Genomic DNA, 15,575 nt, shown 5'->3' with positions numbered 1-15,575 from the left:
GCGCCCAGTCCCCTGGATCCCGGATAAGCCCTGCGGGCTTTCCGGGATGACGAGCTTTTTTGGGAAGTTACTGCCCCGGCCGCCAGTCCGCGCCAGGGATGGTGTTTACCATCCAAGGAATGCCGAACCTGTCGGTCAGGCTGCCGTAGCCCGGCGACCAGAAGGTGGCCGCGAACGGCATGCCCACCTTGCCGCCTTCGGAGAGCGCCTCGAACACCCGCCTGGCCTCGGCGGCGTCCTCGCTGTGGAAGGTGACGTCGAAGCCGTTCTTGGGCTTGTCGATGTTGGGGGCGAACTCGGGCGGCATGTCGGCGCCCATCAGCGCCTGGTCGCCGACGTCCAGCCAGCAGTGCATCAGCCAGTCCTTGTATTTCGGATCGATCGGCATGTCGGGCGGGCCGTCGCCGAACGGCATGGCGGCGGTGACCTTGCCGCCCAGCACCTGGGCGTAGAACTCGAAGGCCTGGCGGCACTCGCCCTTGAAGCTCAGGCTGGTGACGATCTTCATGGCGGCTCTCCCTGTTGTTTCCTTTGGGGAAACTAGCGCAGGAGAACGACGGTCTGTCGACGGCCTCTCCCATCTCCCGTCATTCCCGCCCTTGTGGCGGGAACCCCTCTGTCAGCCGCAGGTGAGATTGCGGCGGCGTGCTCAGCACGCCGCTTGCGCTGCCCGTACGAGCGGAACCAGGGTTTCCCGCCACAAGGGCGGGAATGACGGGAGGAGGGGGGAGGGGGAGGGGGAGGGGGAGGGGGAGGGGGGAGGTCACACCTCCGCCACCGGAACCCACAGCACCTCGTCGATGCGCCGCGCGCCGGTGGCCAGCAGCACCAGCCGGTCGAAGCCCAGGGCCGAGCCCGCCGCGGCCGGCATGTGCTCCAGGGCGGCCAGGAAGTCGTCGTCGATCGGATAGCGCTCGCCGTAGACCCTCTGCTTCTCGTCCATCTCGGCCACGAAGCGGCGGCGCTGTTCGGCCGCGTCGGTCAGTTCGCCGAAGGCGTTGGCCAGCTCCACCCCGCAGGCATAGAGCTCGAAACGTTCGGCCACGCGCGGGTCGCCCGGCTTGGGCCGCGCCAGGGCCGCCTCGGCGGTCGGGTATTCGCACAGCACCGTGGCGCGGCCGATCCCCAGGTTCGGCTCGACCTTCTCGACGATCACCCGGCTGAAGACGTCGGCCCAGGTGTCGTCGGCCGACACCCGGATCCCCGCCGCCGCGGCCGAGGCCGCCAGGGCGTCGCGGTCGGTCTGCCCGCCTTCGCCCAGGCTCGCCAGCAGGTCGACGCCCGCATGGCGCTCGAAGGCTTCGGCCACCGTCAGCCGCTCGGGCTGCGCGAACGGATCGCAGTCCAGCCCCCGGAACGAGAACAGCCTGCTCCCCGCCGTCTCCGCCGCCAGGGCCAGCAGGGCCGCGCAGTCGTCCATCAGGGTCTCGTAGGGCTGCCCGACCCGGTACCACTCCAGCATGGTGAACTCCGGATGGTGCAGCGGCCCCCGTTCCCGGTTCCGCCACACCTTGCCCAGGCTGAAGATCCGCTCCTCGCCCGCCGCCAGCAGCTTCTTGCAGGCGAACTCCGGCGAGGTGTGCAGGTGCAGGGCCGCCCGTTCGCCAGACAGGGTGATCGCTTCGGTCGAGAAGGCGTGCAGGTGCGCCTCGTTGCCGGGCGAGACCTGGAGGCAGGCCGCGTCGATCTCCAGGAAGTCGCGGCTTTCGAACCAGTCGCGCACCGCCGCCGTGATCCGGTTGCGGGCCAGCAGGAACGGCCGGCGGTCCTGGTGCTTGCGCGGGCTCCACCAGGGAGAAGGAGAGGGGGCTGTCACGGGCGGGCTCGGAAAGGGCGAAACGACGGAAGGGCTGGCGATCTAGCCCCGTTCGCTATAGAGGGGCACACGGATTCATCTGCAATATACGCGCGCGCGGTCTTGAACGCGCCGTCGCCCGATCTTCGAGGACTCTCACGTGAAGGTAGCCGCCAGCTCGCTCCGCAAGGGCGCCGTCGTCGACATGGAAGGCAAGCTCTATGTCGTCCTGACCGTCGACAACATCCACCCCGGCAAGGGCACCCCGGTGACCCAGCTGAACATGCGCCGCATCAGCGACGGCGTGAAGGTTTCGGAACGCTACCGCACCACCGAGCAGGTCGAGCGCGCCTTCGTCGACCAGCGCAACCACACTTTCCTGTACCAGGACGGCGAGGGCTACCACTTCATGAACCCGGAAACCTACGACCAGGTCGTGGCCTCCGAGGACGTGATCGGCGACGCCGCGCCCTACCTGCAGGAGAACATGACGGTCCAGCTGTCGACCCACAACGACGTGCCGATCGCCATCGAACTGCCGCGCACCATGATCCTGGAAGTCGTCGACACCGAACCGTCGGTGAAGGGCCAGACCGCCAGCTCGTCGTACAAGCCGGCCCTGCTCAGCAACGGCGTCAAGACCACCGTCCCGCCGTACATCGCCGTCGGCACCCGCGTGGTCATCCTGACCGAAGACAACAGCTATCAGGAACGCGCCAAGGACTGATCGTCCTTACGCGACTGGAACTGACGAACCCCGGCGGCCGCGAGGCCGCCGGGGTTTTTCGTTTCTGGAAGCGGGGCCGAACGCCCACGCCCACATCCGTCGTCATCCCGGCCGCAGCATAGCGGAGAGCCGGGACCCAGGGGCCGTCGCACGGCGTCGGCGGCCGCTCGACGACGGTGGCCAAGACCGCGCCCGGTCCCCTGGGTCCCGGGTCTGCGGCCCGCTTTGCGGTCCTCCGCCCGGGATGACGGCGATTGGGTACGGGTGAAGTTCGACGCCTACCCCAGCCGCACGAACGTCTCGATGTGCGCGGCGCTCGACACCGGATGCTGGTGCTGCGGACCGTGGCCGGCGTTGGGGTAGGTCAGGAGCTGCAGCGTCGGCAGCTGGTCGTTCAGGGCGTACCAGTTCTCGACCGGGCAGATCAGGTCGTGGTCGCCGCCGATGTGCAGGATGGGGATCGTGGTGGTCTTCAGGATCTGCAGGATCGGCGGGGCGGGGAACGGATTGGCCTTGGGCGCGTCGCCCAGGCTCTGCGCGGCCCACTGGTAGGGCACGGGCGGCGACAGCTCGGCTGTGCGGGCGGCGATGCGGTCGTGCGAGGCCTTGGCCGCGGCGCGGCTGGCCGGGCTGTTGGGCTCGAAGAACAGGATCACCTCGTCCTCGAAGTCGTTCTCGCGGGCGGCGGCCTGGTAGAACAGCGGCTCGGCCAGCTTGGCGACCGGTCCCGGCGGCGTCGTGCCGATCAGCACCAGGTGGCTGATCCTGCCCGGAAAGATCGACAGCGCCGCCTGGGCGGCGATCCCGCCCAGCGACCAGCCCAGCAGCACCACCTTGTCGAGGTTCAGCGCGGTGACCAGGTCGCCGGCGTCCTTGGCCCAGGAGAACGGGTTCAGGGTCTTCTCGCCGGTCGACAGGCCAAGGCCCGTATAGTCGAAGGTGATGACCCGGAAGCCCCGCTGCGCCAGGCTGTCGAGGAACAGCGGGTCCCAGCTGTCGAGGTTGCCGCGAAAGCGGGTGCACAGCACCAGCGGCGTTCCCTCGCCGACCGAGCGGTAGGCCAGGCGCCGGCCGTTGCTCTCGACATAGCGGGTGGGAGCGTTCACGGCGCCGGCGGGAGCGGCCTGCGCCAACGCCGGCGCGGCCAGGCCCAGCGCCAGGCCCGACAGCAGCACCCCGCGGCGCGAGCCGGTCCAGAGACGATCCTTGGTTTCCATGGCGGGGCTCCTCATGCCGCGTGCGATTGCGGCCGGACCATCGCCGATCAGGCTTCCCGCGACTTGGATGATCCCGCCCGGGGTCGGACGCGGCAGGCGCGCTGGCGGAAATTCCGCCGGGCGCCTCTTGACTGGGTGTTATGTAATAACATTTAAGTCGCCTCGACCGTCGTACTCGGAGTTCCGCATGCCCCGCCACAACCACCTGCAACGGGGTCTCGACGGCGCGGCGATCGGGCTCTCGAGCCTCTGCCTCGTGCACTGCCTGGCCCTGCCGGTGATGGCGGCTTTGCTGCCGCTGGCGGCGAACCTGTCGCACGCCGAGTGGCTGCACCCCCTGTTCCTGGCCATGGCCGCGCCGATCTCGGTCTTCGCCCTGGCGCGCTCGGGCAACTGGCGGCGACCGGGCATGGTGGCTCTGGCCGCCGGGGGCCTGGCCCTGATGACCGCCGGCGCCTTCGCGCCCGTCGCCGACTGGGCCGAAGCCGCCCTGACCAGCCTCGGCGGCCTGATGCTGGCCGGCGTCCACCTGCTGAACGCGCGGATCTGCTCGTGCGCGGAGCAGGGCGGGGCGGCGGCGTAAGGCCCGCCGCAGCCTTTCAACATCCCGTCATTCCCGCCCTTGTGGCGGGAACCCCTGGTTCCGCTGACACGTGAGGCGCAAGCGGCGTGCTCAGCACGCCGCCTCATTCGCCCTTGCGGCTTACAGAGGCTTTCCCGCCACAAGGGCGGGAATGACGGGAGTTTTTGGGAAGCGGGCTACTTCCCCTCATCCAGGAACGCCGCGACCCAGAAGAACGGCGCGTTCCAGTTCACCGCCACCTCGTTCTGGGTGAAGGCTCCGGCGTCGTCGACCCAGCAGGTCTGGGCCGCGCACTTGCCCTGCATCTTCCTGGCCACCTCGTCGCTGAAGGCGGTGTTGTTGGGGCCGCCCGAGATCACTCCCGGCGGCGGAGCGGGGTACTTCCCCTGGCCCACCCAGAAGCGGTGGTGCGGATGCTTCATCGGCCGCGCGCCCCAGCCGGTGACGTATGACTGGTCCAGCGGATTGCGGCCCAGCACGTAGTCCATGGCGTCGGCGGCGGCCTGGCGATAGGCGGCCTTGCCGGTGACGTCGTAGGCCGCGCCCAGCACCATGGCCCGGTTCATGATCACCGCGTTGGAGCCCCAGGAATAGCGCGTCCCGGCGTCGGGCAGGCGGTAGCCGGCCTGCAGGTCCTCGGCCGCATAGCCGTCGGCGGCGGCGACCAGCCCCGCGCGGGCGGCGTCGCGTATGTCGGCGGGAACGGTGTTCGAGATCGCCAGCGACATCACGCCCAGGCTCGCCGTCCAGCCCCAGCCCGGCGCCTGCGCCGGCTTGCCGGCGGCGGGCATGTAGGGCGAGGCCCGCACGACCTCGCCGTACGCGGCCTCGCCCGTGGTCGCCCACAGCTCGGCCGCCGCCCAGAACAGCTCGTCCGACAGCTCCGGATCGCCATAGCCGCCCCCGCCGGTGAACTGGCTGTGGGCGTAGATCTCGGGATTGCGCCGCGCCGCCGCGAAGGCCGAGCGGGCGACGGTCAGGCAGCGGGCCGAGAAGGCCGGGTCCACCGTCTTCCACACCCGCGCGCACTGGGCCGCGACGGCGGCCAGGTTCAGGGTCGCGGCCGTGGTCGGGTGATAGAGGAAGCGCGGCGCCGGATCCTCGTGCGGGGCGGTCGGCACGCCGGTCCAGAAGGCGTCGGTCAGCTTCTGGTGGGCCATGCCCGAGGCGTCCACATTGGTCAGCGCCAGCGGACCCTTGCCCTGGTGGCCGACCGGCAGGGCCATGGTCGTTCCGGCCGGAACCTGCATGGCCAGCAGGAACTCCAGCTCCCACCGCGCCTCGTCCAGCAGGTCGGAGACGCCGTTGCCGGCCTCGGGGATGCGCTGGCTACCGTCGGCGAAGGCGTCCTTGCGCCCCAGGGCCGTCAGCCGCTCGCGATAGTTCACCAGCGTCCACACCGCGATGCCGCCGTTGACCACGTACTTGCCGTGGTCGCCGGCGTCGTACCAGCCCTTGCTGGCGTCGAGCACATAGCCGCAGCCGGCCCAGGCCTGGCCGCGCTCGTCCTTGCCGTTGAAGCAGGTCGCCTTGTCGGGCGCGTGGCCGGCCGGGCGGGCCAGCTTGGGATCGTCGCCGAACCGCGCCTCGATCGGTATGCCGCTGCGGTTCTGGTAGAAGAAGGCCAGGGCGTCGCGCTTGAGGCGCGCATAGGGATGGGCGGCGATCGCGAACGGCCGGCTGGAGCGGCCGCCGGCCTTCAGCCGATAGCCCGCGCCGGCCGGCGCCGTCGAAAAGTCGATCTGGTGCAGGCTCTCGCCCGACGCCGCGTCGGGACCGACCACGGTCGTCCGGCCCTTCAGCACCACGCGCCCGGCCGCGTTCTCCAGCGTCCAGTCCAGCGGCTGGGTCGAGGCCTCCGGCAGCACCGCCAGCTTGCCCGCGCTTTCCAGCACGCCGGCCTGGTTCAGCCGGATCGGCGCCAGGGGTTCCGCGGCCAGAGCGGGTGCGGCGAAGGCGGAAGCGGCCAGCAGGGCCAGGATCGGGCAGGTCGGCAAGGCTTCCTCCGGGACGCGAACCAGATGGGCGTCTTCGTGCGCCCCGACGGCACCCTAGGCGATCCGTGACAGCGTTGTCACGCGTCCGATTATTCCCTCTCTCTGTGAGAGAGGGAGGGGCCCGCCGCCGCAGGCGGTGGGAGGGTGAGAGGTTACATCCTATCCGAACCAGGCGCAGCCAGCATGCCGGCGGCGACTCCTCAGCAGCCCGAACCCCCGCCGAAACAGCGGGTGGTCGCGTCCATGGCGGCGGCCTGGGCCCGCCCTTTGAGAAACCGCAATGGAAGGATCGAGGGCTTCCGGCTAGCGGTAAAACCTCTCACCCTCCCACCGCTTCGCGGCGGGTCCCTCCCTCTCTCAAAGAGAGAGGGACTTTAGCGCGTCCGCCCCCCAGCCTCAGTACCCGTTGAACTGCAACGACGAGTGGTGGACGATGATCCGCACCACGCCCTTGTCGTCCTTCTTGAACACCCAGGTCTTGTCGACCACCACGGCGGGCTTGTCGTCCTGGCCCTTCACGTACAGCTCCACCGTGCCCATGGTGTTGGCGACGGCGCCGTTGATCTGGATGCCGACGGGCTTGAAGACCACTCGGCGCCACGGCCGCTGCAGCGCGAAGCCGTCGTCGTCGTACGTCGGATCGTCGTCGACGAAGTAGGACAGCGCGCCCTCCTTGGTCAGGCGGTAGATGTGCGGCTCGGTGGTCATGGTCGGCTTGAACAGCACCGGACCCAGATTGTAGCCGTAGGCCTTGTCGATGAAGGCGCTGGCCACCGCCTTGGCTCGTGGCAGGTTCTCGCGCTTGCCGTTGTAGGCGACCGAGATGGACACCAGGCCTCTGCCCCAGGCGTCCACGGCGGCCAGGACCTCGGCTTCGGTGATCTGCTGCGGGGCGGCGCTGTCGGCGGCGACGGCCAGGGCCGGGGCGGTGGCGGCGACGGCCAGGCCGAACAGCGAGGCGGTCAGGGCGCGGCGAGTGGCGTGTTTCATCGATCTTACCTCCATGGCGGAACGTCGGCCCGGCATGGGCCGCGCGCGGGTCTTTGGACGCGGACGCTGACTGTCACTGTCTCTTCGGGGCCGGCCCCGGGCCGTCCCAAGGATCGGAACTCGAGGCGGGGAGAGCGCGGCGCCGGCGACGCGGCCTCCAGTGTCGGTTCGAGCGTCGGTTCAAGCCTCGGTTCGGGCGTCGTTTCGGGCGCGATGCGGCCGAGGTCAGGCTCGGTTCCTCCCCCAAGGTTCCGGATGTAGCTTTTGGGTAGTTTCGCCGATTCATGCAACCTGATGATGCATTGAGCGACTGTCGCCGATCGCTCTGGACACCGGTGTCTTTCCCGCTACGACAGGGATCAACAACGGCAAGGGAGAGGCCGGGAATGATCGATCGTCGGGCGATGATGATGCTGGCCGCCGCCGGCCTGGCGGCGGGACCGGCTTTGGCCCGCCAGGGCGGCGATGCGGCGCTCAAGACCCTGCTCGACGGCTTTCCCAAGCTCGCCGGCGCGGCCGATCGCCTGAAGGCCCTGGCCGCCGTCGATCCCGCGACCCTCTCTTCCAAGGCCCGCCTCGACTACGACGCCGTGAAGGCCTCGACCGCGATCGAGGCCGAGTTCGTGCGCCGCTTCCCGTTCGGCGCGGGCGCGGCCGGGCCCTATGTCGTCACCACCCGGGCCGGCGCCTGGCTGAAGGCGGCCGACGCCAAGCCCAACGCCGTCGCCGCGACCGTCACTCGCCTAGACGCCGAGACCGACCAGATCCGCCGCGACGCGGCCGCCGGGGTGGTCCCGCCGGCCTTCCTGATCGATCGCCTGGAGAAGGGCCTGGCCGAGGCCGCCGCCAAGGCGTCGCCGCCGGTCGCCGCCGCCCTGGGCCGCCAGGCCGAGGCGCTGGCGGCCCTCAAGCCCCGCGACGGAACCGCCGCCGGGATCCGCTTCAAGGACCGCGAGGCCTATTACGCCCTGGCGCTGAAGGGCCAACTGGGCGCGGCGCTCGCCCCCGCCGAGGCCCGCAGGCGCCTGGACGAGACGATCCGCGCCCTGCACGCCCGCGCCGACGTCCTGCTGAAGGCGCAAGGCCTGACCCAGGGCGGGGTGGGCGAGCGCCTGCGCGCCCTGGCCGTCGACGAACGCTTTCTCTACAGCGACGACGACGCCGGCCGTGACCGCGCCGTGGCCGACATGGCGCCGTGGCTGGCGAAGGCCCGCGCGCGTCTGCCCCTGGCTTTCGCCAACCTGCCCGGCGCGGTGAACGCCGTGTCTGTGCGCCGCATGTCGCCCGCCGACGAGGCTTCGGGGCGCCAAGGCTATCGCGACCTGCCCTCGGCCGACGGCTCCAAGCCCGGCGCCTACTATCTCGACCTCAAGCAGATCCGCCGCCGCCCCAGCTGGAGCCTGCCGGCTGTCGTGCATCACGAGGTCATCCCCGGCCACATGCTGCAGATCCCGCTGGAGGAAGCCTCGGGCGCTCACCCCTACCGCACCCGCGTCGCCTGTCCGGCCGCCATGGAGGGCTGGGCCGTCTATGCCGAGCACCTGGCCTGGGAGACGGGCGCCTTCGACGGCGAACCCCTGGCCGAGATCGGCGGCCTCTACTGGATCCTGTTCCGCGCCGCCCGCGCCCGCATGGACCTCGGCGTCCACCTCGAAGGCTGGACCCCGCAGCGCGCCATGGCCTTCCTGGCCGACACGCAAGGCGATCCGGTGATCTTCGCCCCCTTCACGCAAGAGGTCGAACGCGCCGCCATCGCGCCGGGCGTCGCGGCCGGGCAGGGCATGTACTGGCTGGAGCTCTCCCGCCTGCGCCGCGCCTGGGGCGGGACGTTGAGGGAGTTCCACGGCCGGGTGCTCGATCGTGGGACCTTGCCGCTGGGGATGATCTAGCGCCGCGCGGGCCCCCTCCCCCAGGGGGGGGGGGAGGATCTAGAAGCGCCGAGCCAGATGCTCCCCCTCTGGGGGAGCTGTCGCGGAGCGACTGAGGGGGCCGCCGCAGGCGGTCAGGCCGCCCCGACGTACTTCAGCAGCGTCACCATGTTCTCGATGTAGCTGCCCGTCGAAATCCCGATCTTCGGCTTGTCGGTCACGTAGGGCGAGGTGTCCGACGCATCGCCCACGTGCGTGCGGCTGAAGTCGCCCGGGGCGGGCGTGGCCGAGCCGTCGCCGATATAGGGGTTGGAGGTCGCCTTCAGCTCGGTCGGCCACCAGCCGGCCTCGTTCAGCGCGGCGATCAGGCCGGCGACCTTGTCGGGGGCGCTGGCGCTCGTGTCGCCCTTCAGGGCCCCGACATTGAGGTCGGACACCGACACGTCCTTCAGGGTGAAGTACTTCGGCAGCGCCTGGCGGCCGGCCTTCAACGGCGAGGCCTTGCTGGCCACTTCCGGCGGCGTCGCCTTCAGCGTCTCCAGCCGCTTGCGCAGGGCCGGGATGTTGATCCCCCGGAACGACGAATAGTGCGCCACCGTGTTCTCGGGGTTCTGGTCCACATAGTAGCGGCCGTTGACGACGTTGCTGCCGGTGCGGTGCACGTAGAGCGGCTTGCCCGTGCCGATCTCGACGAAGGTCGGGAAGGCCCGGCCCTTCTGGTATTCCACCGGCAGGCGCAGGGTCTCCAGCCAGTCCAGGGCCTCGGAGAGGCGCGCCAGGTACTTCGGATCGCCGGTCAGCTCGTAGAAGCCCATGCAGGCGGTGATGTTGGCGGCCGTGGTGTGGGTGGCGAAGGCTTCGGGCTCGTAGGTGCGGGCGCCGGCCGGCTTCAGGTCGGCGACGCGGTGTTGGAGGCCCCAGCCCGGCTGGGGCTGCGGCTGCTGGCAGGCGACGAAGCAGTCCATGGCCTTCCTGATCGCCGGCAGGGCGCGCGGGTCGCCCAGGGCCTGCCAGACCATGATCAGGAACTCGATGTTCTCGCCGGCCACGTCGTCGTTGAAGGTGATGTAGCCGGTGTAGTCGGGCCGCCCGTGATGGTGGAACTCGTCCTTCAGCGGGAAGCGCTGCGGCCAGCCGCCGACCGGGTACTGGCTGTCCAGGACGAAGCCGATGGCCTTGTCCAGCGCCGGCTTGAAGGCCGGGTCCTTCTTCTCGACATAGAGCCGCAGCAGGAACTGCGCGCTCTCGGCCGTGCCGGCGTCGTCGAAGGTGGCGTTGCCGTAGTAGTGCTGGAATTCCTCGAGCCGCCAGCCGTTCTTGCCGATGGTGTCGTACCACTTCCTGATCGAGGCCTCGCCGGCCAGGTCGCCCAGATAGTTCCAGCCGCCGGCCGGGTGCTGGATCTTGATCAGGGCGCCGGCCACCTGCTTGGCGGCCTCGTAGTAATAGGCGTCGCCGGTGGCGTGATAGGCGTCGAGGAACAGGTGGCCCATGGTCGCCGTGCCCGGCGGCTGCACCCAGATCATCGTCGGATAGGCCTCCATCTCGCCCCAGCGGCGCGAGAAGTCGGGCAGATAGCTCCAGACATAGCCGCCCTGGTAGGCGACCTTCTCGACCATGAAGGTGGTGGCCCGCTTCATCGTCGCCAGCGCCTCGTCCTTGCCCGGCGCCTCGGCGGCCAGGGCCTTGAACGGCGCCAGTCCCGCGGCGGCGGCGAAGGCGGCCGCGGTGGTCGCCATCAGGCGGCGGCGGGTGAGGGGGCTGAGCGGCATCGACGCTGACTCCGGGTCCTGAACTTGCGCGACGCGAGGACGCAGGCGGCATGGGATGGGGAGCGGTTCGACGCCTGAAATCAAGCGTCGCCTTTGTTTCCTTCCCCGTCGGAGGCCAAGCTCCGAGTCCTTGCCGCCGTTGGCCCGGCGCGTGTTGGGCGACACAATGTCCACCGGTGTCATTGTTGGCAAGGGCGTGAATGGCGAGCCCGTCGAAAAATTCCCCCGACGCGTGTGCGACAGGCCGCCGCGTTGTGTCGCGCAAGGCTTTCCGCGAAATGACGACCATCGGTTTATGAGGCGACGCCGCCGCGCCGGATGGCAGCGGGCGACGCCGTCCTGTTGGGGAACAGGACGACACCCCCGGACCCTCAGGGTCCGGGGGTGTTTTCATTTCGGACGCCGGCATTCCTGGGCGCCGCGCACCTTGTGCAAATACACACTAAATGGCTGATACCGCTAACGAAGTTCTCCGAGCTGCGTCGCGCGGTCGCATGGAGAACGGCGTTCATCTCCAGTAAACAATCACCCCATGCCGAGCCAAAACGATCATCTCAAAGAAGCCGAACGGCTGGAGCGCCAGGCGGAGATCGCCGACAGCGCCCATGCCCGCGAAGCCCTTCGCCGCATGGCCCAGACCTCGCGCGTCACCGCCGCGATGGTCGGACTGATGGAAGCCTGCGCCGAGGATGCGCCCAGCATCTCCTTCTGAGGGCGCCGTCCGCACGCGCCTTTGACGAGCGTCCCGGCCTTGCGCAACTCTCGCTCCTGAGCAGGGGCGGGGCGATGGAGGGGGCATGGCGCAGGACCGTACGGACGCAGGCGTGCTGGCCGACGCCGGGGCCTATTTCCACAGCGTGCTGGAAGCCAGCCAGGACTGCATCCGCGTCATCGATCCGGACGGCCGCCTCGAATACATGAACGCCCGCGGCCGGGTGCTGTTCGAGATCGACGACTTCGACGGCCGCAACCGCGACCGCTACTGGCCCGACATGTGGCCGCCCGAAAGCCGCCCCGCTGTCGAGAACGCCCTGAACAAGGCCCTGGCCGGCGGCGCGGCCTTCTTCCGCGCCCTGTGCCCGACCGCCAAGGGCAATATCCGCTGGTGGGACACCACCGTCTCGCCCGTCCGCGACGAGGCCGGGATCGTGGTCCGGGTGCTGGCCGCCTCGCGCGACGTCACCGCCGCCATGCTGGCCGAGCGCCACCGCCAGCTGCTGGTCAACGAGCTCAATCACCGGGTCAAGAACACCCTGGCCATCGTCCAGTCGATCGCCGCCCAGTCGCTGCGCAACGCCGGGGTCGACGCCGCCGTGCGGCGCGCCTTCGAGGGCCGGCTGATGGCCATCGCCGCCACCCACAACGTGCTGACTGACGAGAACTGGGCCGCCGCCAGCCTGCGCCAGATCGTCGAGGGCTCGCTCAAGCCCTATCTCGGCGGCGAGCACCGCGCGACGATCGCCGGTCCCGACCTGATGGTTTCGCCCAAGCCCGCCGTGGTCATGGCCCTGGCCTTCCACGAGCTGGCCATCAACGCCCTGAAGTACGGCGCCCTGTCGGTTCCGTGCGGCGAGGTCGAGGTGGTCTGGGCCTCCGAGCCCGGCGCGCGCCTCTCGATCACCTGGACCGAGCACGGCGGACCGCGCGTCGCCCCGCCCACCCGTCGCGGCTTCGGCTCGCGGATCATCGAGCTGGCCCTGGCCAGCGAGCTCGACGGCGAGGTCGCCCTCGACTATCGCCCAAACGGCCTGGTCTGCACCGTCCGCGCCTCCCTGACCGCCCTCGACAAGGTCGACGCCTTCATGGCGCTGCAGGCCTGAGCCTTCCGATCCTGACCAGGCAACCTTGACCGTTCCCGGACGCTTTCCTGCCGCAACTGCCTGCCATCCAGGAGCGGGCTGAACAGGAAACGGGGGCCGGGTGGCCGAGATCGACTGGCGAGCTTGGACGGTGAAGGCGCGGCATGCGGCCCTGGCCGTCGCGGCCTTCGTCGCCGCCAAGGCCCGCGGCTTGGCCGCCTTCGTCCGCCGCCATCCGCGCTGGACGGGCCTGGTCGCCGCCGTCTTCGCCGTGCTGCTGGCCGCCTTCGTCTGGGTCGGGGTCAGCCTGCCGCTGTCGCGCGCCCTGGAGCCGCTGCCCAGTCCCGCCGTCGTGCTGCTGGACGCGCAGGGCAAGCCCTTCGCCAGGCGCGGCGCCTACAAGGAGGCGCCTGTCGTCGTCGCCGACCTGCCGGACTACGTGCCCAACGCCTTCATCGCCATCGAGGACCGGCGCTTCCGCCATCACTTCGGCCTCGACGTCTGGGGCATGGGTCGGGCCGCCGCCGTCAACATCAAGGCCGGCAAGGCCCGCGAGGGCGCCAGCACCATCACCCAGCAGCTGGCCAAGAACGCCTTCCTCAGCAACGAGCGCACCCTTCGCCGCAAGGCCCAGGAGGCGGTGATCGCCGTGTGGCTCGAGCTGCGCCTGTCCAAGGACGAGATCCTCGCCCGCTACCTGTCGAGCATCTATTTCGGCGACGGGGTCTACGGCCTGGGCGCGGCCTCGCGGCACTATTTCGGCCGCCCGCCCGAGAAGCTCACCCTCGGCCAGGCCGCGATCCTGGCCGGCATGGTCAACGCCCCCAGCCGCCTGGATCCGGTCGACAATCCCAAGGCCGCCGCCGCCCGCGCCGACCGGGTGCTGGCCGACATGGTCGAGGTCAAGTTCATCACCCCTGAGCAGGCGGCGGCCGCGCACGGCGCCCGGGCCCGCGCCGTGCGCGCCAGCCTGCCGGTCGGCGGCTATTTCGCCGACTGGGCTTCGCCCCAGATCGCCGACGCCTTCGAGACCGCCCGCTACGGCGAGGTCAAGGTTCCCACCACGCTGGACGGCCGCCTGCAGCGCCGCGCCGAGCAGGCGGTCAACCGCGCCCTCGCCAAGTCCGGAGGCCGGCTGAAGGCGGGGCAGGCGGCCCTGGTCGCCATGCGCCCCGACGGCAAGGTGGTGGCCATGGTCGGCGGCCGTTCCTACGCGACCAGCCAGTTCAACCGCGCCGTCCAGGCCAAACGCCAGCCGGGCAGCGCCTTCAAGCTCTTCGTCTACCTGGCCGCCCTGCGCGACGGCGCCCACACCGACATGCGGGTGGTCGGCGACCCGATCACCATCGGCGGCTGGAGCCCGAAGAACTACGAGGGCGGGGCGGGCCAGGACATGACCCTGCGCGACGCCTTCGCCCAGTCCAACAACATCATCGCCGCGCGGATCTGGCAGACGGCCGGCGGCGAGGCGGTGGTCCAGGCCGCTCGCGACCTGGGGATCACCTCGCCGCTGAAGACCACCGACGCCAGCCTGTCGCTGGGCACGGCCGAGACCACCCTGCTGGAGCTGACCAGCGCCTACGCCGCCGTCGCCTCGGGCCACACGCCGGTCGCGCCCTACGGCCGTCCGCGTCCGGCGGGACAGGCGCCGCCGCCCAGCCGGCCGCTCGACACCGCCCAGCGCGCGGCGCTCTACGAGCTGCTCGGCGCGGTGGTCGAGGAGGGCACCGGCCGCGCCGCCCGCACCGGCCAGCTGACCTACGGCAAGACCGGCACCACCCAGGACCATCGCGACGCCCTGTTCGTCGGCTTCACCGGCGACCTGGTGGTCGGGGTCTGGGTCGGCAACGACGACCACTCGCCGATGAACGGCGTCACCGGCGGCGGCCTCCCGGCCCAGATCTGGCGCGACTTCGTTGGCCAGGGCCTGAAAGCGGGCCTGATCGCCCGCGACCGCGCCCCGGTCCCCCGCGCCGCTCCGCCGTCGGAGGACGGCGAGATCGGCCGCGACATCGACCGCGCCGTCGGCGGCATTCCGGGCTGGCTGAAGCGGATCTTCGGCGGCTGATCGATACTCTGTGTCGCAGAGTTGTGATTGGACGGACGCGGCGGGCCATGGCCTGCTGCCCGCGATCCACGGAGACCGCCATGCCGCTCCCCAAACCGCCCCCGAAAACGAAATGGGCCGCCGCCATGGCCGACGGCCAGGCCAAGCGCGACGCCAAGGCCGCCAAAGCCCGCAAGGCCGCCAAAGCCGCCACCGACCTCAACACCACCCTCGGCCCCGCCGCCCTGGTGGCGATGCTGACCGGCTCGAACACCTGATCCTCCCCCTCTGGGGGAGGTGGCCCGAAGGGCCGGAGGGGGGGGCGTTTTCAGCTTCCGCGACGTGGGCCGTATCCGCACCCAGCAACAGACAAAACTCCGCCTCCCTCGCCCCTGTGGCGAGGGCCCATGCCGGCGACCGCTCAAACCTCGACCGTCCTGCCGAGGTCTGAGCAGCTGAACGATGGATCCTGGGCGCAAGGCCCAGGAAGGCGGTGTTGGGGTTGGGCGAGGGAAGTTACGAGCGGGGAGCCTGTCTCTCCTCCCGTAAAATCCCCGCGAAAGCGGGGACCCAGGCTTTTTCCGTCTTCCCTCTCCCCTTGTGGGAGAGGGTGGCCTCGCGGAGCGAGGTCGGGTGAGGGGTCTCTCAAATCTCGAAGCCGCCTACAGCGGTCAGGCCGGGCGGGGCGTCTCCCATCTGAGACACCCCTCATCCGTCGGCCTTCGGCCGCCACCTTCTCCCGCAAGGGGAGAAGGATCAGGCTCTGCGCACGCTGCTCGC

The 15,575-nt window shown here is 70.4% G+C and carries 13 protein-coding genes; 7 read left to right on the top strand and 6 right to left on the bottom strand.

Translation table 11 applies throughout. The annotated features are described in order from the left end of the window. Window positions 1–67 precede the first annotated feature (67 nt). On the bottom strand, window positions 68–508 hold the full coding sequence (locus tag AC07N1_RS18815) for a VOC family protein (protein ID WP_494673170.1): 441 nt from the start codon (window positions 506–508) through the stop codon (window positions 68–70). A gap of 255 nt (window positions 509–763) precedes the next feature. Continuing rightward, complete coding sequence (epmA, locus tag AC07N1_RS18810; protein ID WP_494673169.1) at window positions 764–1,816, bottom strand: EF-P lysine aminoacylase EpmA; 1,053 nt, start codon at window positions 1,814–1,816, stop codon at window positions 764–766. A 139-nt stretch (window positions 1,817–1,955) separates the two neighbouring features. On the opposite strand from epmA, the gene efp reads away from it, so the two are divergent. Next, entirely contained in the window at window positions 1,956–2,522 is a 567-nt protein-coding gene (gene efp / locus AC07N1_RS18805) for an elongation factor P (RefSeq protein WP_494673168.1), read from the top strand. 278 nt (window positions 2,523–2,800) lie between these two features. Here efp and AC07N1_RS18800 read toward each other — a convergent pair whose 3' ends face one another. After that, entirely contained in the window at window positions 2,801–3,739 is a 939-nt protein-coding gene (locus AC07N1_RS18800) for an alpha/beta fold hydrolase (RefSeq protein WP_494673167.1), read from the bottom strand. A 187-nt stretch (window positions 3,740–3,926) separates the two neighbouring features. Here AC07N1_RS18800 and AC07N1_RS18795 point away from each other — a divergent pair, with 187 nt between their 5' ends. Continuing rightward, entirely contained in the window at window positions 3,927–4,322 is a 396-nt protein-coding gene (locus tag AC07N1_RS18795; protein WP_494673166.1) for a MerC domain-containing protein, read from the top strand. A 176-nt stretch (window positions 4,323–4,498) separates the two neighbouring features. On the opposite strand, the gene AC07N1_RS18790 is transcribed toward AC07N1_RS18795, so the two are convergent. Together AC07N1_RS18790 and AC07N1_RS18785 are read right to left on the bottom strand one after the other, a co-directional pair. After that, window positions 4,499–6,319 carry a glycoside hydrolase family 9 protein gene (locus tag AC07N1_RS18790; protein WP_494673165.1) on the bottom strand — a complete coding sequence of 607 codons (1,821 nt, stop codon included), beginning with the start codon at window positions 6,317–6,319 and terminating at the stop codon, window positions 4,499–4,501. Window positions 6,320–6,715: 396 nt separating this feature from the next. After that, window positions 6,716–7,309 carry a metal-independent carbonic anhydrase family protein gene (locus AC07N1_RS18785; RefSeq protein ID WP_494673164.1) on the bottom strand — a complete coding sequence of 198 codons (594 nt, stop codon included), beginning with the start codon at window positions 7,307–7,309 and terminating at the stop codon, window positions 6,716–6,718. A gap of 386 nt (window positions 7,310–7,695) precedes the next feature. On the opposite strand from AC07N1_RS18785, the gene AC07N1_RS18780 reads away from it, so the two are divergent. Continuing rightward, the gene (locus tag AC07N1_RS18780) at window positions 7,696–9,198 is read left to right on the top strand and encodes a DUF885 domain-containing protein (protein WP_494673163.1); all 1,503 of its coding nucleotides are present in this window, start codon (window positions 7,696–7,698) and stop codon (window positions 9,196–9,198) included. 113 nt (window positions 9,199–9,311) lie between these two features. Here the strand turns inward: AC07N1_RS18780 and AC07N1_RS18775 are convergent, their stop codons facing one another. Further along, window positions 9,312–10,949, bottom strand: a complete 1,638-nt coding sequence (locus tag AC07N1_RS18775; protein WP_494673162.1) for a pectate lyase — start codon at window positions 10,947–10,949, stop codon at window positions 9,312–9,314. 532 nt (window positions 10,950–11,481) lie between these two features. On the opposite strand from AC07N1_RS18775, the gene AC07N1_RS18770 reads away from it, so the two are divergent. From AC07N1_RS18770 to AC07N1_RS18755, 4 genes are all read left to right on the top strand, one after another. Beyond that, the gene (locus AC07N1_RS18770) at window positions 11,482–11,661 is read left to right on the top strand and encodes a hypothetical protein (protein ID WP_110120980.1); all 180 of its coding nucleotides are present in this window, start codon (window positions 11,482–11,484) and stop codon (window positions 11,659–11,661) included. An 85-nt stretch (window positions 11,662–11,746) separates the two neighbouring features. Continuing rightward, the gene (locus AC07N1_RS18765; protein ID WP_494673161.1) at window positions 11,747–12,769 is read left to right on the top strand and encodes a sensor histidine kinase; all 1,023 of its coding nucleotides are present in this window, start codon (window positions 11,747–11,749) and stop codon (window positions 12,767–12,769) included. A 100-nt stretch (window positions 12,770–12,869) separates the two neighbouring features. Beyond that, the gene (locus AC07N1_RS18760) at window positions 12,870–14,816 is read left to right on the top strand and encodes a transglycosylase domain-containing protein (protein ID WP_494673160.1); all 1,947 of its coding nucleotides are present in this window, start codon (window positions 12,870–12,872) and stop codon (window positions 14,814–14,816) included. Between the two features lie 80 nt (window positions 14,817–14,896). Beyond that, the gene (locus AC07N1_RS18755) at window positions 14,897–15,073 is read left to right on the top strand and encodes a hypothetical protein (protein WP_494673159.1); all 177 of its coding nucleotides are present in this window, start codon (window positions 14,897–14,899) and stop codon (window positions 15,071–15,073) included. Window positions 15,074–15,575: the final 502 nt, after the last annotated feature.

Source organism: Caulobacter sp. GW821-FHT09B11 (assembly GCF_059418205.1).
Note: the sequence above shows the minus strand (reverse complement) of the source record. Positions and strands in the feature narration are given on the sequence as shown.